This window comes from Amycolatopsis sp. NPDC049691 (genome assembly GCF_040675005.1).
In the GTDB taxonomy this organism is placed as follows: domain Bacteria; phylum Actinomycetota; class Actinomycetes; order Mycobacteriales; family Pseudonocardiaceae; genus Amycolatopsis.
In genome coordinates this window covers 55522-78424 of sequence record NZ_JBFANX010000035.1, presented here as the reverse complement: position 1 = coordinate 78424, position 22903 = coordinate 55522, and the positions used below count along the sequence as shown (strand labels likewise).

The window sequence follows — 22903 nt, the reverse complement described above, 5'->3', positions numbered from 1 at the left end:
GCCCCGAACACTCACGACAACTGCGGCAGGGGCTCGACGTGGTGGTCGGTGCGCCGCCGGGCCGCGATCGCCAGGCCGCCCGCCGAGGTCGCCGCCGCCGTGGCCAGTACCAGCAGCCAGCCGTGGCGGAAGTCCGTCAGGTCCGGTGTGCCCGCGAAGATCGCCACCAGTACCGCCGTCCCCAGGACCGTGCCGATCTGGCGCATCGTGTTGACCATCGACGAGCCCGCGCCCCAGCGGGCCGGCGGCAGGACCGTGCCGACCACCCCGGACAGGCTCGGCAGGATCAACCCCACCCCGATGCCCGTCAGGAGCTGGCCGGGCAGCATCGAGGCGACGTAGTCGGGCGTCGATCCCATGCGCAGCAACCAGACCAGCGCGCCCCCGCCGAACGAGACGCCGCCGAGGGCGACCACCGGGCCCGGGCCGAAGCGGTGCACGAACCGGCCGCCCAGGATCGACACCGGCACCACCATCAGCGGTCCCGGGGCCAGCGACAGGCCGGCCACCAGGATCGAGTCGTGCCAGACCGACGTCAGGAACAGCACGTTGCCGAAGAGCATCGCGGCGAACCCGGCCGCGAACACGCCGGTCGTCACGCACGCCAGCCACAGCGTCGGGACGCGCAGGGCCGGCAGGTCCAGCACCGGCACCGCGTGCCGCGCCGAGCGCGCCGGCACCCAGGCCAGCGCGACGACGGCGATCGCGAACGCGAGCAGGACCGGTCCCGCGGTCCAGCCGTGGTCGGGTGCTTCGACCAGCGCGTAGGCGAGAGCGCCGACGCCGGCGAGCAGGCCCGCCGCGCCGAGCAGGTCCGGGACGCCGGTGGTGGTGTCCCGCGACTCGCGCAGCACGCGCGGGCCGGCCAGCAGCGTCAGTGCGCAGATCGGCAGGTTCACCAGGAACACCCAGCGCCACGACGCCTCGACGAGCAGACCGCCGACGGGTGGCCCGAGCGCGGCGGCCGCGGCCCCGACGGATGCCCAGACGCCGACCGCCAGCGGCCGCCGGTGCGCGGGGAAGGCGGTCAGCAGCAGGGCCAGCGACGTCGGCATGACGAGCGCGGCTCCGACGGCCTGCACGGCCCGGAAGGCGATGAGCAGCGGTATGGACGGCGCGGCGGCGCAGGCGGCCGAGGCGAGCGTGAAGACGGCGACGCCGAGCAGGAACAGCCGCTTCCGGCCGTACCGGTCGGCCAGGCGGCCGGCGGGCGCGAGGCAGGCGGCGAACAGCACGGTGTAGCCGTTGAGGACCCAGGAGAGCGTGGCGAGGTCGTCGCCGGGGAACGCGGCCCGGATGCCGGGGAACGCGATCGTGACGATGAACGTGTCGAGGCTGGCGAGGAACGCCGCCGTCGAGACGACCAGCAGCACGAGGCCGGGCTTCGGCGCGGTGTCGGTCATGGTCCTCCTAGGTTTGAAAAAGCAACCTAGCCGGACAGGGCGGGTCTCAACAAGAGACTGACCAGTTGAGCGCGAGGGAGATCACGCCGCCGCGGCCCGCTCCTCCGCCCGCGCCTTGATCGCCGCGAGGGTGTGCTCGATCGACCGCACGTTGTAGCCCGGCCGGTCGGCCCGGCCCGTCACCCGCGGTCCCATGAACTTCCGGACCACCCAGCTGCCGCTGCGGTACCAGTTCTCGGTGACCAGGCAGCCCGCCGCCGTCGGGGTCAGCACGTACTCCCACCTCGACACCCGCGAGCCGATCGGCGTCCGCACGTCGAACGCGAACCGGCGGTCCTGCTCGAACGCCACGACGCGAACCCGCGTCCACCACTGCAGGTCGCCGTTGCGGTTGCGGCCGCGGAAGCGCGCGCCGAGGCCCGGTTCGTCCAGCCAGTGGCCGCCGACGTTCTCCGGGCTCAGCTCCCCCATCCGGGGCAGGTCGGTGACCCACGACCACACCGTGCCCGCGTCGGCCGGGACGTCGATGGTGCGCGAAATCGTCGGTTCCACGCCCCGACGGTGACAGCGCCGCGCCGCACCCGGCAAGGGGTTCCCGCGGAGTCCGCAGCGGAGGAGAGTCGACGGTGAAAAACTCCCGCGCGGAACCGGGTTGCCGACCGCGGGTTCTGGGTATCTCGCGCGCGGAGGAGTGTCCCTACACGGAGGGTGCGGTGGTCAGCGTGATCCCGATCGAGGTGGTGGGAATGGCCGTCCCGGTGCCCGGCGAGGCACCGCTGATGCTGTTGCGGGAGCCGGACGGGGCCCGCCGCTGGCTGGCGATCATGATCGGGTACGGCGAGGCCGAGGCCCTCGTGCGGGCGCGCGAGCAGATCGCGCAGCCGCGCCCGGGGACGATCGAGCTGCTCGGCGACGTGCTCGCGGCGTTCGGCCAGGGCGTCGCCGCGGTCGAGCTGACCGAGGTGCGGGACGGGATCTTCTACGCCGACCTCGTGCTCGCCTCCGGGACGCGCGTGTCGGCCCGCCCGAGCGACGCCGTCGCGCTCGGCCTGCGCCAGGGCGCGCCGATCAGCGTCGCCGAAGAGGTGCTCGACGTCGCGTCGGTGCAGCTGGAGGTCGAGCAGGAGGCCGAGGGCCCCGCCGCCGACGTGCTGGACACCGAGGCCGAGGTCGCGCGCTTCCGCGCCGAACTCGACGGGCTGCGTCCCGAGGACTTCGACGACCTGTAGCAGAATCGGCTCCTTCACCACGGGCGACGGGGGAGCGATGCCGGACTTCGCGACGAGCACCGAGCCGCACCGGCGTGAGCTCCTGGTGCACTGCTACCGCATGCTGGGCTCGGTGCACGAGGCCGAGGACCTGGTCCAGGACACGCTGGTGCGCGCGTGGAAGGCGTGGGACGGCTACGACCCGGCCCGCGCGTCGGTGCGCACCTGGCTCTACCGGATCGCGACCAACGCCTGCCTGACAGCCCTCGAAGGCCGGGCTCGGCGCCCGCTGCCGTCGGGCCTCGGCCGCCCGAGCGACGACCCGGCCGCGCCGCTGACGCCGTCGTTCGAAATCCCGTGGCTGCACCCGTTCCCGGACGCGCGCCTCGACGACCCGGGCCTGCGCCTGGCCCGCCGCGGCACGCTGCGGCTGGCGTTGCTCGCCGCGATGCAGACGCTGCCGCCCAAGCAGCGCGCCGTCCTGATCCTGCGCGACGTCCTGGAGTTCAGCGCGGCGGAGGTGGCCGGCTTCCTGGAGACGACGCCGGCGGCGGTCAACAGCGCCCTGCAGCGCGCCCGGGCGGGCCTCGGCGGCCTGACCGCGGACGAAGTGCCCGAACCGGACGACTCGGCGGTGGAAGCGGTCCTGGACCGGTACGTCCGCGCGTTCGAAGCCGCCGACGTCACGGGCCTGGTCGGCCTGCTGACCGAGGACGTCGTGATGGAGATGCCGCCGGTCCCGCTGTGGTACCTCGGGCCGGACGGCTACGGCCGGTTCCTGGAGCGGCTGTTCGCGATGCGCGGCCGCGACTGGCGCATGACCCGCGCCGCGGCGAACGGCCAGCCCGCGCTGGTGGCCTACTGCCGCGACGACACCGGCGTCCACCGGCTGCACACCCTGCAGGTGTTCACGGTGGCCGGCGGGCGGGTCGCGCACAACGTGGTGTTCGCCGATCCCGCCGTACTGGCGTTGTTCGACCTCCCCGCCGTGCTGTCCTGAGTCCATTGTAGACACCTGCCTCCGAAGGCTCGCGTCGGCGTAAATTCGACAGGGTTAACTGTTCAGTCTATCCTGTCGATATGACTTCGAAGAAGGCCGAGGCGGTCGCGGCCGCGCAGACCCTGCGCGTGCTCGTCGGCAGGCTGCGGCGGCAGATGATGGACGCGACGGCGGTCGGCGGCCTGACTTCGGCACAGGCTTCGGCGCTCGCCCGGCTCGCGAAGATGGAGCCGGCCACGGCGAGCGTGCTGGCCGGCGCGGAACGCGTGCGCCCGCAGTCGATGGCGGCGACCGTGGCCGCGCTGGAGAAGCTCGGGCTGGTCCGCCGCGAGGACGACCCCGAGGACGGCCGCCGTCAGCTGATCTTCCTCACGCCCGAGGGGCGGGCCTACGGCCAGGGTGCCCGCGCCTCGCGGGAAGAGTGGCTGGCCCGGACCCTCGCCGAGCGGCTCACCGGCGCCGAGCTGGCCGTGGTCACCGAGGCGCTCGCCCTGCTCGGCCGCGTCGTCGAACCATGACCACCCGCGATCGGACGCGGGACGGGTTCGACCGGCGGCTGCTGGCCCCGCTCGTCTCGGGCGCGGTGCTGAACCCGGTCAACTCGACGATCATCGCGGTCGCGCTGGTGCCGATCGGCGTCGCGTTCGGCGCGCCCGCCTCGGCGACCGCGTGGCTGATCTCCGCGCTGTACCTGGCCACCGCCGTCGGGCAGCCGGTGGCCGGGCGGCTGATCGATCGGTTCGGGCCGCGCCCGGTGTTCCTGCCGGCGACCGCGTTGGTCGGCTTGGCCGGCGTGCTCGGCACCCTCGCTCCGGACCTCGGGTGGCTGATCGCCGCGCGGGTCGTCCTCGGCTTCGGCACGTGCGCCGGCTACCCGGCGGCGATGCGGCTCATCCGCGACGAAAGCGACCGCACCGGCCGCGGCAGCCCCGCCTCCGTGCTCACCGTGCTGGCCATTTCGACCCAGACGATCTCGGTGCTCGGCCCGGCGCTGGGCGGCCTGCTGATCGGCGTCGGCGGCTGGCGCGCGACCTTCGCCCTCAACGTCCCCATCGCGCTGGCCGCGTTCGCCCTCGGAGCGCGCCGCTTCCCCAAGACGCCCCGCCCGGCGGAGAAGGGGCCGTTCGACCTCGATCTGCCCGGCATGGCGTTGTTCGCGGGCTCTCTGGTCTCCCTGCTGCTGTTCCTGATGCACCCGGGCGCGGGGGACTGGTACTTGGCGGTCATCGCCGTGGCGGGCGCGGCGGGCTTCGCCGTGCGCGAGCTGACCTGTGCCCACCCGTTCATCGACCTGCGGCTGCTCGGCCGCAACGGCCCGCTGCTGCTGACCTACGGCCGCTCGCTGCTGGCCTACGTCGTCGCCTACAGCTTCCTCTACGGCTACACGCAGTGGCTCGAGCACGGGCGCGGCCTCTCGGCGGCCGAAGCCGGGCTCGCCACGCTACCGCTGTTCGCGACCGGCATCCTCGTGTCGCTGGTCAGCGGGCGCCGTGAGCAGGTGCGCGGCAAGCTCGTCGTCGCCGCGCTCGGGCAGCTCGCCGGCTGCGCGCTGCTGCTGACCCTGGACCCCGCCGCGCCCGTCTGGCTGCTCGTCGTGCTCGCGCTCGTGGCCGGGATCCCGCAGGGGCTCAACAGCCTCGCGCTGCAGAACTCCGTGTACCGCCAGGCGAATCCCGCCGACATCGGCGCCTCGGCCGGTCTGCTGCGCACGTCCGGCTACCTCGGCGCGATCGTCTCCTCCGCGCTGCAAGGCGCTTTCTACGGACCGGCCGCGGAAACCGGCGGCCTGCACGACCTCGCGCTGCTGCTGCTCGGCATCGGCGCGGTCTTCCTCGCCGTCACCGTGTTCGACCGCTCCCTGGCCAGGACCACCACCCCACCCGGAAAGGACGGAACCCGTGCTTGACCCGAACCGCACCGCCCTGCTCGTCATGGACTACCAGGAGGGCATCGTCGGGCAGCTGCCCGATACCGGCCCGTTGCTCGACCGCGTCGCCGGCGTCGTCGACGACGTCCGCGGCCGCGGCGGGCACGTCGGCTGGGTGCGCGTCGCCTTCGAGGACACCGAGTTCGACGCGATCCCCGAGACGAGCGTGTTCGCCCCGATCGCCGCTTCCGCCGACCTCCGCGCGGCGATGCACGCCGACGCTCCGAGCACGCGGATCCACCCGAAGCTCGCGCCGCGCCCCGAGGACATCCGGGTGCGCAAGATCCGCGTCGGCGCGTTCTCCACCACGGACCTCGGGCCGCGGCTGGAGCAGCGCGGGATCACGACGCTCGTCCTCGCCGGGCTGAGCACCAGCGGCGTCGTGCTCAGCACGGTCCGCGAGGCGATGGACCGCGACTACCGGATCGTCGTCCTGCGCGACGCGTGCGGCGACCGCGACCGGGCGACGCACGACTTCCTGACCGGCACGGTGTTCCCGCGCACCGCCACCGTCGTGGACGTGGCCGGGCTCGGCGACCTGTGGGGCGTCCAGTAGGTTCGCGGCGTGCCCCGTCCCGCGACCGTGCCCGAGGCGGTGCTGCGCGTCTCGATCGTGGAGCGGTTGTTCGCCCGCGCGGACGACGAGCGCCCGCTGTTCACCCACCAGGACCACACCCACGACGCCGAGCACACGGTGACGTGGGCCGAGTTCGCCGCGCGGGTCCGCGTCGTCGCGGGCGAGCTGCGCCGGGTCGCGGAGCCGGGGGAGCGGGTCGCCGTCCTCGCCGGGCAGGAACTCGCCTACCCGCTCGCGTTCTTCGGCGCCCTCGCCGCGGGCCTGATCGCCGTCCCGCTGATGCCGCCGGGCAACCGCGCGCAGGCCGAGCGGCTCGGCGGCGTGCTGGCCGACTCCGGCGCGCGGGTGTGGCTGACGTCGGCGGCCGCGACCGCGCGGGTCCGCGAATTCGGCGACCCCGCCCAGCTCCTGGTGGCCGACGAGCTGAGCGGGCCGGGCGCCGACCCGGTGCCGGTCGCGCCGGAGAGCCCGGCGTACCTGCAGTACACCTCGGGCTCGACGCGGGAGCCGGCCGGCGCGGTCATCCCGCACCGGGCGATCGTCGCGGCCTGCTGGCAGGGGAGCCGGGCCTACGCCGTGGACGAGGGCACGACGTGCGCGGGCTGGATCCCGTTCTTCCACGACATGGGCCTGATCCAGCTGCTGTGCCTGCCGGTCTTCGCCGGCGGCCGGGCGGTGTTCATGGCCCCGGCCGAGTTCGTGCACCGGCCGCGGCGCTGGCTGCGGCAGCTCGCGGACTACCCGGCGGTGTTCACCGCCGCCCCGAACTTCGCCTACGACCTCGCCGTCGAGGCCGGCGCCGAGGACGGCCTCGACCTGTCGGACGTGCGGGTCGCGCTCAACGGCGCCGAGCCCGTCCGCCCGCGCACGGTGGAGCGCTTTCTCGAGGTCTTCGGCCCGCACGGCTTCCGGCGCGAGGCGTACCGGCCGTCGTACGGGCTCGCCGAAGCGACCGTGTACGTCGCGAGCGCGGGTCCGGAAGGGCCGCGCGGCGCGGTGTTCGACCGCGAAACGCTCGCGCAGGGCCGAGCCGTCGAAACCGTCGACGGCCAGGAACTCGTGTCCGTCGGCCGTCCGGTCGGGCAGGACGTGCGGATCGTCCACGAAGGACAGGAGCAGCCCGAAGGCCTGGTGGGCGAGATCTGGCTGCGCGGTCCCAACGTGGCCACCGGCTACTGGGGCCGCGGCGACGCCGCCGCGTTCGGCGCGACGCTGGACGGCACCGGCGGCTGGCTGCGCACCGGCGACCTCGGCGTGGTGCACCGCGGCGACCTCTACGTCACCGGCCGGCTGAAGGACCTCATCGTCGTCGACGGCCGCAACTTCCACCCGCAGGACATCGAAGCGGCGGCGGGCGAAGCCCACCCGGCGGTCCGCCGCGACCGCGTCGCCGCGTTCGGCGTCGCCGACGAGCGCGGCGAAGGCGCGGTGGTGGTGGCGGAGTGGGCGCGCGACGCCGACGCGGACCTCAAAGAGGTGACCCGGGCGGTCCTGCGCGCGGTGTCACGCGAGCACGATCTCACGCTCCGTGCGGTACATCTGGTCCCTTCCGGCGGACTTCCGCGCACATCGAGTGGCAAGGTCGCCCGGTCGGCGGCGAAGGCACGTTATGGTGGCGGCCGTGGGTGATCACCGCGCCGAGGTCACGAAGGTCGTCAGCGAGACCTTCCGGCTCGACCCGGCCCTCGTCGAGCCCGACGCGCCGCTGGAGGAGCTGGGCATCGACTCGAAGGGCCGGATCAAGCTCCTCGCGGCGCTGGAGGTCTACTACGGCGTGACGATCGACCTGGACCAGCTCGATCGGTTCACCGACGTGGGTTCGGTGGCCGCCGTGCTCGCGGAAGCCCTGGGAACTGGCGGACCTACAGGAGAGGCTCGGAAATGAGCGGCGGGGGGTACACCGCGACGACCGAAGCGTTGTCGACGGCGTCCAAGACCATCGGGGATCTGGCGGAACACCTGCTGGACGACAACCCGGACCTGCAGACCCCGCAGGTGACCGCGGAGGGGTTCGGCCGGGCGCACAACGCCCACGCGGCCAAGTACACCGCCGGCGCGCAGGCGCTGTGGGAAGCCGTCTCCGGCTACAGCAGCACGCTCGGCTCGTTCGGCACCAACCTCGGCACCGCCGGGTCGGCCTACAGCACCAACGAGGACAACCAGGCCGGCGCGATCACGAACGCCGGGGGCTCGCTCTGATGGCCGACGAGAACAAGAAGAAGTGGTCCGACGTCAAGGCGCTGCTGGACGACCCGAGCGTCCCCGCCCCGCAGAAGAGCGCGCTGATCAGCAGCTGGCTGCGGGAGAACCCGCCGCCCCCGCCGTTCCTGGCCGACCAGGAACCGGACGAGATCAAGCAGAAGCGGCAGGAAGCCGAGAAGTACGCCAACGCGTACAACGCCAACCCGCTCTTCGCCGGGCAGTCGGTCGACGAGGCCTTCGACAAGGCCAAGTCCAGCGGTGACCAGAACTCCTACAACGAAGACCAGGAAAAGAAGGCCGTCGACGAGGGCAAGGCGAAGCTCGACGGCACCCAGCCGCCCGCGGCCGCCGACGGCGGCGGCACCACCGGGACGAAGACGTCCGACGAGATCTTCGACGCCGCCGCGCCCGCGCTGAAGCTGTTCGAGACCTTCGGGTCGCTGCTGGCGAAGATCCCGGCCGACTGCCGCGGCAACACGCGCGCGCTCGACCTCGACAAGGACATCCGCGCGCCGTTCGACGAGCAGCGCGGGATCAGCTTCGAGCACTTCGTCCAGGACGCCGCCCACTTCAAGACCGGCTCGGAGACGGTGGACCGGACGCTGGAGGACACCGGTGCCCAGCTCGGCAGCCTGTACAAGACGTGGAGCGGCGCGGGCGCGGACGCGGCGTCCGACACCTACAACGACAAGATCCAGCCGAAGGCCGCCAAACTGGCCCAGACGCTCGGCAACGTCAGCGAAGCGACGCTGACCACCGCGACCACGGTGTTCCAGCTGTGCAAGGGCAAGGCCGACGCCGTCATCGGCATGTACACCGACCTGGTCGGCAAGGCCGACTACACGATGGCGCAGAAGGTCGTCGCGGTCGCCAGCGGCGAGCACGGCAACGAGCAGGACCTGGCCCAGATCGCGGGCTGGATGGACCTCAACTTCGGCACGAACCTGGTCAAGACGCTCAACGACCAGGGCTGCTGCGACGGCGACGAGATCAAGAAGCACGGCCAGGACCTGGCCAAGCAGTGGATCCAGAACCAGTTCAACCCCGACATGTGGGACCGGCTGTACAAGGGCTTCGAGAAGACCTGCATGGACACGAAGGACCTCGTCGACCAGGCTTATGACGCCCTCGACAAGGTCATGGGCGCGGTCAAGAACGAGTTCGAGGGCGTGTCGATGCCCGGTGGGTCCGGCACGGGCGGCGCTGGTGGTCCCGGTGGCGCCGGTGGCGGTGCCGGTGGCTCCGGGTCGGGGAACGGGTTCGGGACGGGCAGCGGCGCCGGTGGTGGCAGTGGCGGCGGGGCCGGCGGTGGCAGCGGGGCCGGCAGCGGCTTCGGCGCCGGTGGTGGCTCCGGGACGGGCGGCGGTTCGGGTATCCCCGGCGACGGCTCGGGGGCCGGTGGCTCCGGAACCGGCGGCTCGGGCGCGCCGGGCGGTGGCTCCGGTGCCGGTGGTTCGGGCGTGCCGGGCGGTGGCTCGGGCTCGGGCATCCCGGACGGCAGTACCGGTGGCTCCGGCGGCGGTTCCGGCTCGGGTGCCGGGGGTGGCGGTTCCGTGCCGCCGATCCCGGACACCGACACGCCTTCCGGTGCCGGTTCGGCCGGTGGGGGCGCGGGTTCGCCGGGAGGCGACCAGGAAGCCGCCGCGGAGGCGGCGAAGAAGCAGGCCGCGGAGGCCGCGGAAGCCGCCAAGAAGCAGGCTTCGGAAGCGCTGGGCTCGTTCGACGGCGGTGGCAGCGGGGGCGCCGGTCTCGGAGGTGGCGAAGGGCTGGGCAGTGGCTCCGGTGCCGGCTCGGGATCGGGCTCCGATGACACGTCGCCTTCGTCGGTGCCGCCGCCGTCGTCCAGTGGTCAGGACGCCGCGGCCGCGGCCGCCGAAGAGGCCAAGAAGAAGGCCGCCGACGCGCTCAAGGAGTTCAGCGGGCCGGGGATCCAGACCGAGTCCGGCGACGGTGCCGGTTCGGGCACCGGTTCCGGGGGCAGCGGCCTCGGCGGTGGCGAGGGCCTGGGCGGCGGCTCCGGCTCCGGATCCGGTGGGCCCGGCGACGACGGCAAGGCCACGGCCGAGCAGGCCGCGGAAGAGGCGAAGCAGAAGGCGGCCGACGCGCTGAAGGAGTTCAGCGGCGAAGGCATCAAGACCGACGACGGCTCGGGGCTCGGCGACACCGGCTCGGACACCGACGGCGACGGCAAGCCCGACGGTCTCGACAAGGACGGGGACGGCAAGCCGGACGGCCTGCTCGGCAAGGACGGCGACGACACCCCCGACACCCTGAAGGTCAAGCAGGGCGACAAGACCTTCGAGATGACCGAACCCGACCACGACGGGAAGATGGACATCAAGGTCGGCGAGGGAACCGACGCCGTCAAGGACTTCAAGCTCGACTGGTCGAAGGACGCCGACGGGCAGAGTCCACAAGGGACGGACGACACGTACTGCCCCGGCCCCGACGGCAAGATCCACATCGAGGACGGCGACCTCAAGATCACCGCCGAGCGGCCGGACGGACCGGACGGCCCGACCGTGGTCACCGTCGACGACGGCAGCGGCACCCCGACCACCTACACCCTCGGCGAGGACGGCAAGCCGTCGGACGTCCTCGGCGACACGCCCGGCAAGAAGCTCGACGACGACCTGCCGACCCACCGCGGCACGCTCGGCGACCTCGGGTCCCCATCCGGCGGCGACGCCCATCACGGCGGCGGGGGCTCGGCCGGGCATGACGGCGGTGGCTCGGCGGGGCATGACGGCGGCTCCGGCGCGCACCACGGCGGCGGTTCGGCCGGCCATGACGGCGGCGGCGGTTCGGCCGGCCATGACGGCGGCGGTTCCGGCGCCCACCACGGCGGCGGCTCGGGGGCCGGGATCGGCGGCGGCTCGCACGGTGGCTCCGGGCTGTCGTCGGCGGGGCTCGACCCCGTCGGGGCGGGTGCCGGGCTCGGCGAGACGCCGACGTCCGGCGGCGCGCACACCGGCGCGGGTGCGGGCTTCGGGCAGGCGCAGCCCGCGGCCGCGTTCGCCCCGGCCGGGGCGTCGGCCGGGCCGGGCGGCCAGCCGATGTCCGGGATGCCCGGCATGGGCGCGATGGGCGGGGCCCACGGCGGTGGCGGCGGTGGCGACACCGAGCGCCGGTCGCCCGCGTACCGGATCGAGGGCGCGGTGTTCGACAACCTCGGTGAGCCGGGCCGCCGGATCATCGGCTCCCTGAACGACGACGAAGACCCGCCGTCCGGCCGCCGGACCTGGTAGGAGGACCCATGACCGACATCGCCGCGCTGAAGGCCGAACTGGCCGGCCTGGTGCGCGAACAGTCCGAGCGGCGCGCGCTGCGCGAGCAGCGGGGCGAGGAGATCAAGGCTCGCTCGCAGGAGTACATGACCAAGCAGGTCCAGGCGGCCGAGCGGTACGTCCAGCACGTGCGCGAGATGGCGCAGCGCAAGACGAAGTCGGGCTGGAGCACCGACCGCGGCACGGAAGCGCCGTCGGCGTTCGACACGGACGCGTTCGGCGGGGAGCCGGGCGCAGCGGCGCCGTTCGCGCCGTCGGCCGCCCCGCCGCCATCGGCGCGGGACGAGGCACCCCGCCGAGCCCGCCGCGCGCGGGCGGCGGAGGCCGAGGACGACTTCGACAACAACCCCTGGTGAGCCGCTGACGGGCCTGGGGGTCGCGGCTGGTGGTGCGGTGTCGGTCGAGCAGTGTCGCCGACGGCCCCGGCGGTCACGGCTCGTGGCGCGGCCCCGGCCGAGCAGCGCCGCCGACGGACCCGGCCGTCACGGCTCCCAGAGGTCGACCGCGATCTCCCGTAGCCGTTCGGTGAACACCCCGGCCGGGCTCGCCCGTCCCAGCAGCTCGCGCAGCCCGGCCTCGAACTCCGCCCGGCGCTCGCCGAACAGGTGCGGTGCCGAGCCGGACAGCGAAAACACCCCGGCCACCACCTCGTCGGCCGTCCGCGTGACCACCCGCCCCGGGACCGTGAACCGGCGCGGGCCGCGGAACCCCGCGCCGCGGTAGATCTCCGGCTCGCCGCCCGGTGTTCCCGACGGCAACGTCCCCCGTCCCGCCCGCCGCACCGGGCCGAGGTACTCCCGCACCAGCTCGGCGATCTCCGCGTGCGGCACCGAGCCGTCACCCTCGTGCGTCGTCGCGTGCACGTGGGCGCAGATCCCGCCCGGTTCCAGCATCCCGCGCACCGCCGCGGCGACCCTCGGCCGGTCGAACCAGTGGAACGACTGGGCGAACGTCACCAGCCGGAACGTCCCCAGCCCGGCCGGCAGCTCCTCGGCGCGCCGGTGCACCCACCGGCAGCCCTCGGACAGCCGCCGCGCTTCGGCGAGCATGTCGGCGTCGGCGTCGAGCCCGACCGCCTCCTCGAACGACCCCGCCAGCAGCAGCGTCAGCGACCCCGGTCCGCAGCCGACGTCGAGCAGGCGCCCCGAACCGTCCAGCCCCAGCTCCGCCACGAACGCCTCGGCGAGCGATGGGGGATACGCGGCACGGCCCCGCACGTAGTACCCGGCACTGCCCGAATAGAGGGACGGATCCCACTCCCACGCGTCGGTCACGCCCCCAGCGTAGATACTCGGGTGTCATGGACTCCGCGAACTGGTGGCGCGACGCCGTCGTCTACGAGGTCTACGTACGCAGCTTCGCCGACGCGGACGGGGACGGCACCGGGGATCTCGCGGGCCTGCGCTCGCGCCTGGGCTTCCTCGCCGACCTCGGGGTCGACGCGGTGTGGACCACCCCGTGGTACCGCTCGCCGATGGTCGACGGCGGCTACGACGTCGAGGACCACCGGACCCCCGACCCGCTCTTCGGCACCGACGCGCACGTCCTGGACCTGGTCGCCGAGGCGCACCGGGTGGGGCTGCGGCTGCTGATCGACGTCGTCCCGAACCACACCTCCGACCGCCACCCCTGGTTCCGGGCGGCGCTCGGCGGCGGGCCCGAACGCGCCCGCTACCACTTCCGGCCGGGCCGCGGCGCCGACGGCGAACTGCCGCCGACCGATTGGCGCAGCGTCTTCGGCGGCCCGGCCTGGACGCGCGCCGCCGACGGCGAGTGGTACCTGCACCTGTTCGCCCCGGAGCAGCCCGACCTCAACTGGGACCACCCGGAAGTCCGCGCCGAGTTCGAGGACCTGCTGCGGTTCTGGTTCTCCCGCGGTGTCGACGGCGTCCGGATCGACGTCGCCCACGGCCTGCTCAAGGACCCCGCCTTCCCCGACCTCGGCACCGACGACGAGGAGATCGCGCAGCCGCCGGACCGCGCCGCGCACCCGCACTGGGACCTCGACGGCGTCCACGACATCTACCGCTCCTGGCGCAAGATCGCCGGCGAGTTCGGGCCGGACCGCGTGTTCGTCGCCGAGGCGTGGGTCGACCGGCCGGACCGCCTCGCCCGGTACGTGCGCCCGGACGAGCTGCACACCGCGTTCAACTTCGACTACCTGCGCTGCGACTGGGACGCCGGCGCGCTGCGCAAGGTCGTCGACCGGACCCTCGAAGCACTGCACGCGGTCGGCGCGCCCGCGACCTGGGTGCTGTCCAACCACGACGTCGTCCGGCACGTGACGCGGTTCGCGCCCGACGGCGACCTCGCGCTCGGCCGGCAGCGGGCCCGCGCGGCCTTGCTGCTCATGCTCGCCCTGCCCGGCGGCGCGTACCTGTACCAGGGCGAGGAGCTGGGCCTCGAGGAGGTCGAGGACCTGCCGGAGGAGGTGCTCGCCGACCCGACGTGGGAACGCTCCGGCCACACGCGCCGCGGCCGCGACGGCTGCCGCGTCCCGCTGCCGTGGTCGGGCACCGAGCCGCCGTTCGGCTTCGGGCCCGACGGCGTGCCGACGTGGCTGCCGCAACCGGATCACTGGCGCACGGCGACGGCCGAGGCGCAGGCGGCCGATCCCGCGTCCATGCTCAACCTCTACCGCGCCGCGCTGGCCGAGCGGCGGGCGAACCCGGCGCTGGGCGACGGGACGCTGACGTGGGTGCCGTCGTCTCCCGGCGTGCTGTCCTTCGCGCGGGAGCCGGGGTTCGCGTGCGTGGTCAACCTGTCGGCGGAGCCGGTCGGATTGCCGGACAGCGACCGGGTTCTGCTGTCGAGCGTGCCGCTCGAGGAAGGCAGGCTGCCGCCGGACGCCGCGGTGTGGCTCGCCAGGAGGTGAAGCGAGGTCACCCGGCGGGTTTGACTCGGTGACGGCCGGGTATCCGGTCGCGTTCGCTGCCGCCGTCCGAGCCGGAGGTCCTCCGATGCCCGTCCGATCCGCCGCCCCGCCCGCCACCGACGTCGTCGGCCTGGCGCTGGAAGTCCTTGCCGCCCAAGGCATGACCCGCCCCGCCGCGCAGACGGCACTGAAGGCGATGGCCCAGGAACGAGGCCTGACGGTCGCGCGGTGCGCGGCACTGGTCGTGGCCGCCGTCGACGGGAGGGCAGGCTGATGGCCGTCGCCGGCGGGTTTTCGCGTGCGGGGAACGACGACACCGCCTCCGTCGGCGGGGGCGTGCTGCTCGCCGTCGGGCTGGTCGTCGCGTTCTTCACGTGGTGGTCGTGGTGGACGGTCGCGGGGATCGCGCTGACCGCCGCCGGCGTGCTGTGGCTCACCGTGGGCAACCGGCACGAGTAACCGGGCCGCCACGGGGAAAACCCCTCCCACACATCGACGAGGAGGCTTTCCGTGCCCGACCACGACGAGGACGTCATCGAGCTGCTGCAGCGGCAGCACCGCGAAATCCGGGACCTGTTCACCGCGCTGGAAACCGCCGGCGGCGACCGGCGGCGGGAGGTGTTCGCCGACCTGGTGCGGCTGCTGGCCGTGCACGAAACGGCCGAAGAACTGGTGGTGCACCCGGAGATCCGGGACCTCGAGCCCGCGGCCGTCCCGGTCGTCGACGCGCGGCTCGGTGAGGAGCACCGGGCCAAGGAACTGCTGACCACCCTGCAGAAGATGGGCCCCGACGCCGACGGGTTCGACACGCTGCTCGTCCAGCTGCGCGACGACGTGCTCGCGCACGCCGACCACGAAGAGCGCGAGGAGTTCCCGCTGCTGCGCACGCACCGGCCGCCGGAGCGGCTGCGTGCCATGGCCGCGACCGCCAAGCTGGCCGAAGCCGTCGGCCCGACCCGGCCGCACCCGGGGGTCGAAAGCGCGACGGCGAACCTGGTGCTCGGTCCGCCCGCGGCGATCATGGACCGCGCGCGCGACCTCATCCGCGGCGCGCTGGGGCGGTGAGGGTGGTGACGTCCGAAGAACCACGAGAACCTCAGGACCCGGAGGAGTTCGCGGAGGAGGCCGGGCTCGACCCGACGCCGCAGGAAGTCGAGGAGTACCAGGAGCTGGCGAAGAAGAACCCGCCCTGGTCGGCACCGGACTGAGTGGGTACCCCGTCGGCATGGCAGCCGGCTCGGCGCGCAAACTGCGGCGCTACCAGGAGATGCGTGACTTCGGCCGGACCGCCGAGCCGGCCGGCGGGGCCGTCGGCGGGCCGGCCGGACACCGGTTCGTGGTGCAGCGCCACCGCGCCCGCCGCCTGCACTACGACTTCCGGCTGGAGCTCGACGGCGTCCTGGTCAGCTGGGCGGTGCCGAAGGGCCCGACGCTGGACCCGAAGGTCCGCCGGCTGGCCGTGCACGTCGAAGATCACCCGATCGAGTACGCCGACTTCGAAGGCGTGATCCCGCGCGGCGAATACGGCGGCGGCGACGTCATCGTCTGGGACCGCGGCGAATGGCGGCCGGTCGACGCCGACCCGGCGAAGGCGATCGAAGACGGCACCCTGCACTTCGACCTCGACGGCGAGAAGCTGGCCGGACGGTTCGTGCTCGTCCGCACGAACCGCGGCGAGAAGGACCAGTGGTTCCTTCTGCACAAGGAGGACGACCACGCCGAAGCGGGCTGGGACGCCGAAGACCACCCGCGTTCGGTGAAGAGCGGCCGGACGAACGACGAGGTGGCGGCCGCGCCCGGTGCGCTGTGGCACGGCGACCGGCCGGCCGCGCAGGCCGCGGAAACCGTCGGGTTCACCGCCGCCACCGAGGACGAGCTGGCGGCCCTCGACGACCTCGGCGCGAAGGGCAAGTGGTCGGTCGGGGGCCGCGAGCTGTCCCTGACCAACCTCGACAAGGTCCTCTTCCCGCCGGCCGGCGCCGGTGAGCCGGTGACCAAGCGGGACCTGATCCGCTACTACGTCACCGCCGGCCCGGCGATGCTGCCGTACCTTGCGGGGCGGCCGCTCAACACCCACCGCTTCCCGCAGGGCGTCACCGAAGCCGGGTTCTGGCAGAAGGAAGTCCCGAAGCACGCGCCGGACTGGCTGACGACGTGGCGCAACGAGCGGGCCGAGGCGGGGGAGAGCCAGCGGTACGTCGTGGCGGACAGCATCGCGACGCTGGCGTGGCTCGCGAACTACGGCGCTCTGGAACTGCACGCGTGGACGTCGCGCGCGGCCGACGTCGACCACCCGACGTGGGTGCTGTTCGACATCGACCCGGGCCCGGAGACGTCGTTCGCCGAGGTCCTGGAACTGGCGCGGCTGCACCGCACGGCGCTGGAGCACCTCGGCCTGACCGGACGGCCCAAGGTGACCGGGCAGCGCGGGATCCAGGTGTGGGTGCCGATCGCGCCGCACTGCACGTTCGAGCAGACCCGCGCGTGGGCGGAAACCGTGTCGAAGACCATCGGGCGGGTCCTGCCGGACCTGGTGAGCTGGGCGTGGTCGAAGGACAAGCGCCGGGGCCGCGCCCGGCTCGACTACACGCAGAACGTGCTGAACAAGACGCTGGTGGCGCCCTACAGCGTGCGCCCCCGGCCGGGCGCGCCGGTGTCGGTGCCGCTGGAGTGGGCCGAGCTGGACGACGACGGCCTCACCCCGGACCGCTGGACGATCCGGGACGTCCCGGCACGGCTGGCGGAGCGCGGTGACCCGTTCGCGGCACTGCTCGGGGTCGAGCAGAAGCTGCCCGGCCTGTGAGCGCTCAGGCGTGGACCGTCTCGAGCTGCCGGGGTTGCAGCCGGTCGAGGTCGGGGCGGGACAGGTGCGGCCGCCCGCCCGCGTGCTCGGTCGTCGCCGCGGCCGCCGCCACCGCCAGGCACGCCGCCGTCTCCAGCGGGCGGCGGCGGGTCAGCGCCGCCGTCAGCGTGGCGACCAGCGCGTCGCCCGCGCCGGTCGGGTCGACGACCTCGGTCTCCACGTGCGGCACGAACCACGACTCGGCCGGCCCCGCGAACAGGTTCCCCTGCCCGGCCACCTCCAGCACGACCAGCGACGGCCCGCGTTCCCGCAGGTCCGCCGCCGCGCGGGCGGCGCTCGCGACGCCGTCCACCGGCTGCCCGGTGAGGAGCTCGGCTTCGTGGCCGTCGGCGCGCACGACGTCGGCCAGCGCGAGCAGCTCGCCGGTGCGGTCCCGGGGTGCGCCGTCCAGCACGACCCGCGTGCCCGCGGTGTGCGCGAGCCGCGCGGCCAGCAGTGCCGCCGGGGCCGGCTGCTGCAGCTGGACGATCAGCGAGCTCGCCGCCGAGATCGGCGCGGACGCGGCGAAGACGTCGGTCTCTGTTAGCAGCGTCCCGTCGGGGACGTGCTCGAGGTAGCGGCGGCGGCCGTGGGCGTCGACGACGTCGATCAGGAGCGCCGTCTCGGTGCCCGGCCGGCGGACCACGTGCGACGTGCCGATCCGGTCGGCGCGGGCCTGCGCGAGCAGGGCGTCGCCGGTGCGGTCCCGGCCGACCACGCCGACCAGCGACACGGCCACGCCGAGCTGGCTCAGCGCCACGGCCTGGTTGGCGCCCTTCCCGCCGAGCACCTCCTTCCGGTGCTCGACCGGCGCCGAAGAGTCGGCGCCGGGCGCGTCCGGGACCTCGACCACCAGGTCGCGGGCGATCTGCCCGACGACCACGACTTCGCTGAACATCACCGGTACCGCCGGTCGGTCATGGCGCCTCCTCGGTTGGCGAAGATCGGCTACCCCGTTCCGGGCGGCGGATAAACCGCACGTTCGGGTCGTGGCGCCGTTCCCCCGGATGGCGGTACCGGTTCGTCCGTGCCCCGGAGGTGGCCACCGTCGTCTTCGGGGTAACTCAAGGAACGAGAACACGGGTGAAAGCGAGGTTCGGGTGACCGAGACGTTGATGAACGCGGCCGACCGCTGGAGACCGCTGACCGAGCTGCTGGAGGCGCTGCTCGAGCGGATCACCGGCGAGCTGCCGGGGTGCCTCGGTGCGGGGCTCACGGTCGGGCAGGGCGGCCACCCGCCGCGGGTGCTGGCGGCCGCGGGGGTCGCCGCCGGGCTGCTGCCGGTTTCTCTGGCGCACGGCGGCCCGGTCGCCGTCGCGGCCGCCACCGGCGACCCGGTGACCACCGACGACCTCGCCGCCGACGGACGCTGGCCCAGGCTCTCCCGGGCGATCGCGGACCGCCCGGAGCTCGCCGCGGTCCGCGGCGCGGCCGCCCTGCCCGGCCTCTGGGAGGACACCGGCGCGTTCGTGCTGTCGGCGGTGTTCGACCGGCCGCTCGACGCCGGAGTCCTCGGCGTCCTGCGACGCTACGAGAAGCTCACCGAGGCGAGCCTGGTGGTCGCCGAGGCCGCCAGCGCCGGCGACCCGGACCAGACGCTGGACCTGCTGGCCTCCCGCGCCGCCATCGAGCAGGCGAAGGGCGTGGTCATCGCGGTCCGGCGGTGCGCACCGGACGAGGCCTGGCAGACGCTGCGCCGCGCGAGCCAGGAGTTCAACGTGAAGGTCCGCGAGCTGGCGGTGGCGCTGGTCGAGCACGTCGGCCGCGGACCCGCACCCGGGCCCGCCGGCGTCCCGGAGATCCGGCCGGGCGCCCCGGCCCGGCACGCGGCCGAGCGGCTCTGGTCGGCGTTCACCGCGAAATAGGGCGTTTCCGTTCCGGCGGTTTGGGTATCAAGACCCCGTCCTTGATCACCCCGGAAGGCCTGCCGAACCCGTGTCCCCCACGTCCCCGGTCCCGGCCCGGTCCGCGCCGCTCACGGTGCGCCGGACGGAGTACCGCCCCGGTCTGCTCGTGCTTACCTTCGCCGGCGAAATCGACGCGCTGACCCTGCCGATCCTGGAACGCGAGCTGGCGGCGTCCCCACCCGGGACGACGGTGGTGGACCTCACGCAGGTGGCGTTCCTCGGCCTGGCCGGCGCCCGCGCGCTGGCGGCCGCCGCGCAGCTGGCCGGCACGGAAGGCGGGCGGTTCGGGGTGGTGGCCAACAGCCGCACGCTGGCCCGGCTGTTCCGGATCACGGGACTGGCGGCCGTGGTCCCGATGTTCGCGTCGCTGTCGGACGCGCTGCGCGAACTGCTGGCGGTGCGCGACACCGCCTGCTGAGCGCCGGCTCAGCGCGGGACCCAGCGGGCCACCAGGACCCCCGCGTCGGCCGCCGGCTCGCCGCCGGCGTGCGCGACCACGGCCTGCGTCAGCAGGCGCGCCGTCTCCGGGGGCGGCGTCCCGCCCGCCACGCACTCCGCCACCCGCTCCCGTCCGAACGGCGTCCCCGCCCGGTCGGTCGCGCGCACGAGGCCGGACGAGTACAGCGCGAGGACGTCGCCGGGGCGGAGGCGGACCTCCGTCGCGCGCGGTGGCCGGTCGAACCCGGTCGCCACCTCGCCGGTCTCCGGCAACACCGCGTCGCCGCGGACGATCAGCGGCGAGGGGTGACCCGCGTCGAGCCAGCGGAGCCCACCGGTCACCAGGTCCAGCTCCGCCAGGACCCCGGTGACCACCGTGGCCGACCCCGCGAGCTCCCGGCCGACCGCCGCGTACTGCTCCGCCAGCGAAGCCCCGTCGCGCCGGGCGGCGCGGTAGGCCGCCAGCGCGCTCACCACCGCGTGGTTCGCGTCGCCCGTGCGCGATCCGGCGTCGAACAGCGCCAGCCGTGCCAGCCGTTCCGAGAGCGCGTAGTCGAACGCGACCCCGCACAGGTCGTACGCCGGCTGGACGCTCGCGCCGACGACGACGCTGTCGGTCGCCCCGGTGAGCGGCGGCAGGCTCTGCCACAGCAGCTCGGCGGGGGACCCGCGGTGGCGCCGCCGGCGGCGGACGTCGAGCCCGTCGCCGTACTGGGTCGTGACCGTCACCAGGTGCCCGAGCAGCGTGCTCAGCCACCGGCACTGCTCCCGCAGCACGGGGTCGTCGGGATCGGCGTCGTCGGTGGGGACGATCTCCAGCACGCCGAGCCGCTCGACGCCGTCGAGCAGCACCGTCCACAGGGTGGGGCCGGGCGCGTCCCGCGTCACGGCGGTCCCCGCGCGGCGGAAGACATCGCCGGCGACGGTGGTGGCGATGTCCAGCTCCGCGGCGGAGTCCGCGCGCACGAGCGTCCGCTGGTCGTAGTCGGCGAGGTAGACGCCGATCCGCAGGTCGAGCGCGCGGCCCGCCGCGGCGGCGACGGCGGGCAGGCGTTCGGGCGGCGCGCGGTGGGCGCCTTCGAGGAGGTCGACGAGCGCCTTCAGCGGGCCGTGCAACGGCTTGCCGTCGCGGACCGAATGGCTGTAGGGCGCGCGGGCCGGCCCGGCCAGCTCGTCGAGCCGCTCGTTGACGGCGTGGGCGAGCATGTCGCGGTCGACACGGGGCAGCGTGGTCAGGCTGTTGAGGTAGGCGTCCAGCTCCAGCAGGCTCTGGCTGCCGCCGAGCGCGAAGTAGCGCATCCAGAGTTCTTCCAGCGTCAGCCCGCTGCGGGCGAAGCAGACGGTGAGCAGCCGTTGCTGTTCCCCCTCGGGCAGGAAGCGCATCGGCGGCTCACCTTCCCCGCGGCGCGGGGGCGAGCAGTCCGGCGGCGGCCTCGGCCGGGCTGAGGCCGTCCGCGCGGGCCAGGGACAGCAGCCGGTCGAACGCGGCGTCTTCGCCGAGGCCGTCGCGGCCCATGAGGAACCCCTTCGCCATGGTGACCAGGTCGCGGTCGCGCAGGGTGTGCTTGAACCGCTCGCTGAACCGGCTCGCCCGCTCGTAGGCGCGGGCATTGGCGACCAGTGTCGCGGCACGGGCGGCGAACGACCCCAGCATCCGTTCCTCGGCCGGGCCGAACGCGGCGGCGGTGGTGGCGTAGACCTTGATGGCGCCGTGGCAACCGTCCTCGGCGACGAGCGGTGTGGTGAGCACCGACCGCAGCCCGGAGCCGGTGATCGCGGCGCACCACCGCGGCCAGCGCCGTTCGGCGGTGACGTCGTCGATGCGCATCGGCGAGCACTCCGCGAGCGCGGCCATGCAGGGGCCCTCGCCGAGCTGGTACTGGAGGGTGTCGGCGTCGCGGACCAGCGGGCTCGACGCACTCGTGGTGGCCGGGCGGCCTTCGTCGTCGACGAGGGTCACCCCGGCGCCGGCCGCACCGGCGATCGTCTTGCCCGCGAGCGAGACGACCAGCTCGAGCACCGAGTCGACGGTCTCGCGCGACAGCAGCAGCCCCGACATCCGCGCGGCGACCCCCGCCAGCTCGCCCTCCAGCGGCAGCTCGGCCGCGTGCTCCGTCGCCATGGCCGCTGAATACCAAGGGGAGACGGCGGCCAAACCTGCACATGGCCGCGTGTGGAGTGGGTACCCGGACGGCTCGGCACCCCAGCGGGAGGAGTGGACATGGAACTGCCGGAGCCCACCGCGACGGCCGCACCGCTGCTCGACGACGTCACCGGGGCGCTCGAGGCCCTGACCGCCGTCCTGCGGCAGGAAGACGACTTCCGGATCCTGCTGCGGCACGTGTGCCTCCAGGTGTGCCACGCCGTCCCGGGCGTGTCCGAAGCGTCCGTCACGCTGGTGCGCGCGGACGAGCCGCACACGGCGTCCGCGACCGCCGCCGTCGTGGGCGAGCTCGACGCCGACCAGTACCGCCTCGGCGACGGCCCGTGCCTGGAGGCCGTCCGCAGCGGGAAGATCGTCCGCACCTCGGTCGCCGACGCGGTCGAGCGCTGGCCGGCGTTCGCCAGGGGCGCCAAGGAGGCGGGCTTCGGGAGCTTCCTCGCCGCGCCGCTGGTGGCGGACGAGGAGTACACGGGCGCGGTGAACTGCTACGGCAGGCAGGACGACGGCTTCGAGGAGATCGAAGCCCAGCTGCTCGAGCTGTACACGACCGCGGTGGAGGCGGTCTTCCGCGTGTACCACCGGTACGTGGCGGCCCTCGAAACGGCCGAGCACCTGCGGACGGCGCTCACCTCGCGCGCGGTCATCGACCAGGCCAAGGGCATGCTGATGGCGATCCGCCGGATCGGCGCCGACGACGCTTTCGCCCTCCTCGTCGAACAGTCGCAGCGGGAGAACGTGAAACTGCGCGAAATCGCCGAGCGATTCGTCGAACGAGTCATTTCCAGCGGGGTCGTTTAACGGTTGCGTGACGGGTGGAAGACGATCGTGAACGCGGGGCCGCCGGCGGAGAGCCTCCTCGGCATCATGAGCGCACGAACGTCCAGGTCACCGGGATGGTGCCCCGGCCGGGATCGGCCAGCTCCGCGAAGACCGGTGCGCTGAGGTCGATGTGCGCGCTGTCGCAGCTCGGGCACAAAGTGCTCGACGGCCGTTTTGTGAGAAATCATTTGTCGTGGCCGGCGACAGTTACGGGATCCGCGGCGACACACCTCGGCCCGGCTCGCCGCGGCCGT

Annotated in this window: 26 protein-coding genes; 19 read left to right on the top strand and 7 right to left on the bottom strand. The window is 74.0% G+C overall.

All coding sequences use genetic code 11. The features are described from left to right. Window positions 1-11: 11 nt before the first annotated feature. Complete coding sequence (locus AB0J40_RS45300) at window positions 12-1403, bottom strand: MFS transporter (RefSeq protein ID WP_364466486.1); 1392 nt, start codon at window positions 1401-1403, stop codon at window positions 12-14. An 81-nt stretch (window positions 1404-1484) separates the two neighbouring features. Then, the gene (locus AB0J40_RS45295) at window positions 1485-1955 is read right to left on the bottom strand and encodes an SRPBCC family protein (protein WP_364466484.1); all 471 of its coding nucleotides are present in this window, start codon (window positions 1953-1955) and stop codon (window positions 1485-1487) included. 161 nt (window positions 1956-2116) lie between these two features. On the opposite strand from AB0J40_RS45295, the gene AB0J40_RS45290 reads away from it, so the two are divergent. The 10 genes from AB0J40_RS45290 to AB0J40_RS45245 all read left to right on the top strand — a co-directional run bounded on the left by AB0J40_RS45290 (window position 2117) and on the right by AB0J40_RS45245 (window position 11960). Next, window positions 2117-2632 (top strand): bifunctional nuclease family protein, encoded by a 516-nt coding sequence (locus AB0J40_RS45290; RefSeq protein ID WP_086683989.1) that lies wholly within the window; start codon window positions 2117-2119, stop codon window positions 2630-2632. 37 nt (window positions 2633-2669) lie between these two features. Then, window positions 2670-3611, top strand: a complete 942-nt coding sequence (locus AB0J40_RS45285; RefSeq protein WP_364466482.1) for a sigma-70 family RNA polymerase sigma factor — start codon at window positions 2670-2672, stop codon at window positions 3609-3611. 80 nt (window positions 3612-3691) lie between these two features. Continuing rightward, on the top strand, window positions 3692-4129 hold the full coding sequence (locus AB0J40_RS45280) for a MarR family transcriptional regulator (protein WP_364466480.1): 438 nt from the start codon (window positions 3692-3694) through the stop codon (window positions 4127-4129). Beyond that, on the top strand, window positions 4126-5517 hold the full coding sequence (locus tag AB0J40_RS45275) for an MFS transporter (protein WP_364466478.1): 1392 nt from the start codon (window positions 4126-4128) through the stop codon (window positions 5515-5517). Before AB0J40_RS45280 ends, AB0J40_RS45275 begins: the two co-directional genes overlap by 4 nt. Beyond that, on the top strand, window positions 5510-6094 hold the full coding sequence (locus AB0J40_RS45270) for a cysteine hydrolase (protein WP_364466476.1): 585 nt from the start codon (window positions 5510-5512) through the stop codon (window positions 6092-6094). Before AB0J40_RS45275 ends, AB0J40_RS45270 begins: the two co-directional genes overlap by 8 nt. 9 nt (window positions 6095-6103) lie before the next feature. After that, complete coding sequence (locus tag AB0J40_RS45265) at window positions 6104-7744, top strand: fatty acyl-AMP ligase (RefSeq protein WP_364466474.1); 1641 nt, start codon at window positions 6104-6106, stop codon at window positions 7742-7744. Further along, window positions 7737-8000 (top strand): acyl carrier protein, encoded by a 264-nt coding sequence (locus AB0J40_RS45260; protein ID WP_208608116.1) that lies wholly within the window; start codon window positions 7737-7739, stop codon window positions 7998-8000. Before AB0J40_RS45265 ends, AB0J40_RS45260 begins: the two co-directional genes overlap by 8 nt. Then, window positions 7997-8314 (top strand): hypothetical protein, encoded by a 318-nt coding sequence (locus AB0J40_RS45255; protein ID WP_364466472.1) that lies wholly within the window; start codon window positions 7997-7999, stop codon window positions 8312-8314. The genes AB0J40_RS45260 and AB0J40_RS45255 overlap by 4 nt, the downstream gene beginning before the upstream one ends. After that, the gene (locus AB0J40_RS45250) at window positions 8314-11565 is read left to right on the top strand and encodes a WXG100 family type VII secretion target (protein WP_364466470.1); all 3252 of its coding nucleotides are present in this window, start codon (window positions 8314-8316) and stop codon (window positions 11563-11565) included. The genes AB0J40_RS45255 and AB0J40_RS45250 overlap by 1 nt, the downstream gene beginning before the upstream one ends. 8 nt (window positions 11566-11573) lie before the next feature. Further along, window positions 11574-11960, top strand: a complete 387-nt coding sequence (locus AB0J40_RS45245) for a hypothetical protein (RefSeq protein WP_364466468.1) — start codon at window positions 11574-11576, stop codon at window positions 11958-11960. Between the two features lie 126 nt (window positions 11961-12086). On the opposite strand, the gene AB0J40_RS45240 is transcribed toward AB0J40_RS45245, so the two are convergent. Next, the gene (locus tag AB0J40_RS45240) at window positions 12087-12878 is read right to left on the bottom strand and encodes a class I SAM-dependent methyltransferase (RefSeq protein ID WP_364466466.1); all 792 of its coding nucleotides are present in this window, start codon (window positions 12876-12878) and stop codon (window positions 12087-12089) included. A 26-nt stretch (window positions 12879-12904) separates the two neighbouring features. Here AB0J40_RS45240 and AB0J40_RS45235 point away from each other — a divergent pair, with 26 nt between their 5' ends. From AB0J40_RS45235 to ligD, 6 genes are all read left to right on the top strand, one after another. Next, window positions 12905-14479, top strand: coding sequence for an alpha-amylase family glycosyl hydrolase (locus AB0J40_RS45235; protein WP_364466464.1), 1575 nt, complete (start codon window positions 12905-12907; stop codon window positions 14477-14479). Window positions 14480-14564: 85 nt separating this feature from the next. Continuing rightward, a complete protein-coding gene (locus AB0J40_RS45230; protein WP_364466462.1) occupies window positions 14565-14753 on the top strand; it encodes a hypothetical protein in 189 nt (62 codons plus the stop codon). Continuing rightward, on the top strand, window positions 14753-14938 hold the full coding sequence (locus AB0J40_RS45225) for a hypothetical protein (RefSeq protein ID WP_364466460.1): 186 nt from the start codon (window positions 14753-14755) through the stop codon (window positions 14936-14938). Before AB0J40_RS45230 ends, AB0J40_RS45225 begins: the two co-directional genes overlap by 1 nt. A 51-nt stretch (window positions 14939-14989) precedes the next feature. After that, window positions 14990-15544: a hemerythrin domain-containing protein gene (locus AB0J40_RS45220; protein ID WP_364466459.1), complete on the top strand. Its 555-nt coding sequence runs from the start codon at window positions 14990-14992 to the stop codon at window positions 15542-15544. 5 nt (window positions 15545-15549) lie between these two features. Then, window positions 15550-15687, top strand: a complete 138-nt coding sequence (locus AB0J40_RS45215; protein ID WP_364466457.1) for a hypothetical protein — start codon at window positions 15550-15552, stop codon at window positions 15685-15687. Window positions 15688-15704: 17 nt separating this feature from the next. Next, window positions 15705-17282 carry a non-homologous end-joining DNA ligase gene (gene ligD / locus AB0J40_RS45210; protein WP_364466455.1) on the top strand — a complete coding sequence of 526 codons (1578 nt, stop codon included), beginning with the start codon at window positions 15705-15707 and terminating at the stop codon, window positions 17280-17282. Window positions 17283-17286: 4 nt separating this feature from the next. On the opposite strand, the gene AB0J40_RS45205 is transcribed toward ligD, so the two are convergent. Next, complete coding sequence (locus AB0J40_RS45205) at window positions 17287-18219, bottom strand: PfkB family carbohydrate kinase (RefSeq protein WP_364466453.1); 933 nt, start codon at window positions 18217-18219, stop codon at window positions 17287-17289. A gap of 202 nt (window positions 18220-18421) precedes the next feature. Here AB0J40_RS45205 and AB0J40_RS45200 point away from each other — a divergent pair, with 202 nt between their 5' ends. Continuing rightward, window positions 18422-19186, top strand: coding sequence for an ANTAR domain-containing protein (locus tag AB0J40_RS45200; RefSeq protein ID WP_364466451.1), 765 nt, complete (start codon window positions 18422-18424; stop codon window positions 19184-19186). Between the two features lie 70 nt (window positions 19187-19256). Then, entirely contained in the window at window positions 19257-19646 is a 390-nt protein-coding gene (locus AB0J40_RS45195) for an STAS domain-containing protein (protein ID WP_364466449.1), read from the top strand. 8 nt (window positions 19647-19654) lie between these two features. On the opposite strand, the gene AB0J40_RS45190 is transcribed toward AB0J40_RS45195, so the two are convergent. After that, on the bottom strand, window positions 19655-21049 hold the full coding sequence (locus AB0J40_RS45190) for a PP2C family protein-serine/threonine phosphatase (protein WP_364466447.1): 1395 nt from the start codon (window positions 21047-21049) through the stop codon (window positions 19655-19657). Window positions 21050-21056: 7 nt separating this feature from the next. Beyond that, the gene (locus tag AB0J40_RS45185; RefSeq protein WP_364466446.1) at window positions 21057-21788 is read right to left on the bottom strand and encodes a GAF and ANTAR domain-containing protein; all 732 of its coding nucleotides are present in this window, start codon (window positions 21786-21788) and stop codon (window positions 21057-21059) included. A gap of 99 nt (window positions 21789-21887) precedes the next feature. Between AB0J40_RS45185 and AB0J40_RS45180 the strand changes: the two genes are divergently transcribed. Then, complete coding sequence (locus AB0J40_RS45180) at window positions 21888-22628, top strand: GAF and ANTAR domain-containing protein (protein ID WP_364466444.1); 741 nt, start codon at window positions 21888-21890, stop codon at window positions 22626-22628. Window positions 22629-22692: 64 nt separating this feature from the next. Here AB0J40_RS45180 and AB0J40_RS45175 read toward each other — a convergent pair whose 3' ends face one another. Further along, window positions 22693-22806 carry an RlpA-like double-psi beta-barrel domain-containing protein gene (locus tag AB0J40_RS45175; RefSeq protein ID WP_364466442.1) on the bottom strand — a complete coding sequence of 38 codons (114 nt, stop codon included), beginning with the start codon at window positions 22804-22806 and terminating at the stop codon, window positions 22693-22695. Between the last annotated feature and the right edge of the window lie 97 nt (window positions 22807-22903).

What these genes read in the sequence shown, in the direction of transcription:
- AB0J40_RS45275 (WP_364466478.1), top strand. Translation starts at nt 4,126, where the DNA reads ATGACCACCCGCGATCGGACGCGGGACGGGTTCGACCGGCGGCTGCTG.
- AB0J40_RS45225 (WP_364466460.1), top strand. Translation starts at nt 14,753, where the DNA reads ATGGCCGTCGCCGGCGGGTTTTCGCGTGCGGGGAACGACGACACCGCC.
- AB0J40_RS45280 (WP_364466480.1), top strand. Translation starts at nt 3,692, where the DNA reads ATGACTTCGAAGAAGGCCGAGGCGGTCGCGGCCGCGCAGACCCTGCGC.
- ligD (WP_364466455.1), top strand. Translation starts at nt 15,705, where the DNA reads ATGGCAGCCGGCTCGGCGCGCAAACTGCGGCGCTACCAGGAGATGCGT.
- AB0J40_RS45180 (WP_364466444.1), top strand. Translation starts at nt 21,888, where the DNA reads ATGGAACTGCCGGAGCCCACCGCGACGGCCGCACCGCTGCTCGACGAC.
- AB0J40_RS45235 (WP_364466464.1), top strand. Translation starts at nt 12,905, where the DNA reads ATGGACTCCGCGAACTGGTGGCGCGACGCCGTCGTCTACGAGGTCTAC.
- AB0J40_RS45230 (WP_364466462.1), top strand. Translation starts at nt 14,565, where the DNA reads ATGCCCGTCCGATCCGCCGCCCCGCCCGCCACCGACGTCGTCGGCCTG.
- AB0J40_RS45245 (WP_364466468.1), top strand. Translation starts at nt 11,574, where the DNA reads ATGACCGACATCGCCGCGCTGAAGGCCGAACTGGCCGGCCTGGTGCGC.
- AB0J40_RS45185 (WP_364466446.1), bottom strand. Translation starts at nt 21,788, where the DNA reads ATGGCGACGGAGCACGCGGCCGAGCTGCCGCTGGAGGGCGAGCTGGCG.
- AB0J40_RS45250 (WP_364466470.1), top strand. Translation starts at nt 8,314, where the DNA reads ATGGCCGACGAGAACAAGAAGAAGTGGTCCGACGTCAAGGCGCTGCTG.
- AB0J40_RS45255 (WP_364466472.1), top strand. Translation starts at nt 7,997, where the DNA reads ATGAGCGGCGGGGGGTACACCGCGACGACCGAAGCGTTGTCGACGGCG.
- AB0J40_RS45190 (WP_364466447.1), bottom strand. Translation starts at nt 21,049, where the DNA reads ATGCGCTTCCTGCCCGAGGGGGAACAGCAACGGCTGCTCACCGTCTGC.
- AB0J40_RS45285 (WP_364466482.1), top strand. Translation starts at nt 2,670, where the DNA reads ATGCCGGACTTCGCGACGAGCACCGAGCCGCACCGGCGTGAGCTCCTG.
- AB0J40_RS45205 (WP_364466453.1), bottom strand. Translation starts at nt 18,219, where the DNA reads ATGTTCAGCGAAGTCGTGGTCGTCGGGCAGATCGCCCGCGACCTGGTG.
- AB0J40_RS45300 (WP_364466486.1), bottom strand. Translation starts at nt 1,403, where the DNA reads ATGACCGACACCGCGCCGAAGCCCGGCCTCGTGCTGCTGGTCGTCTCG.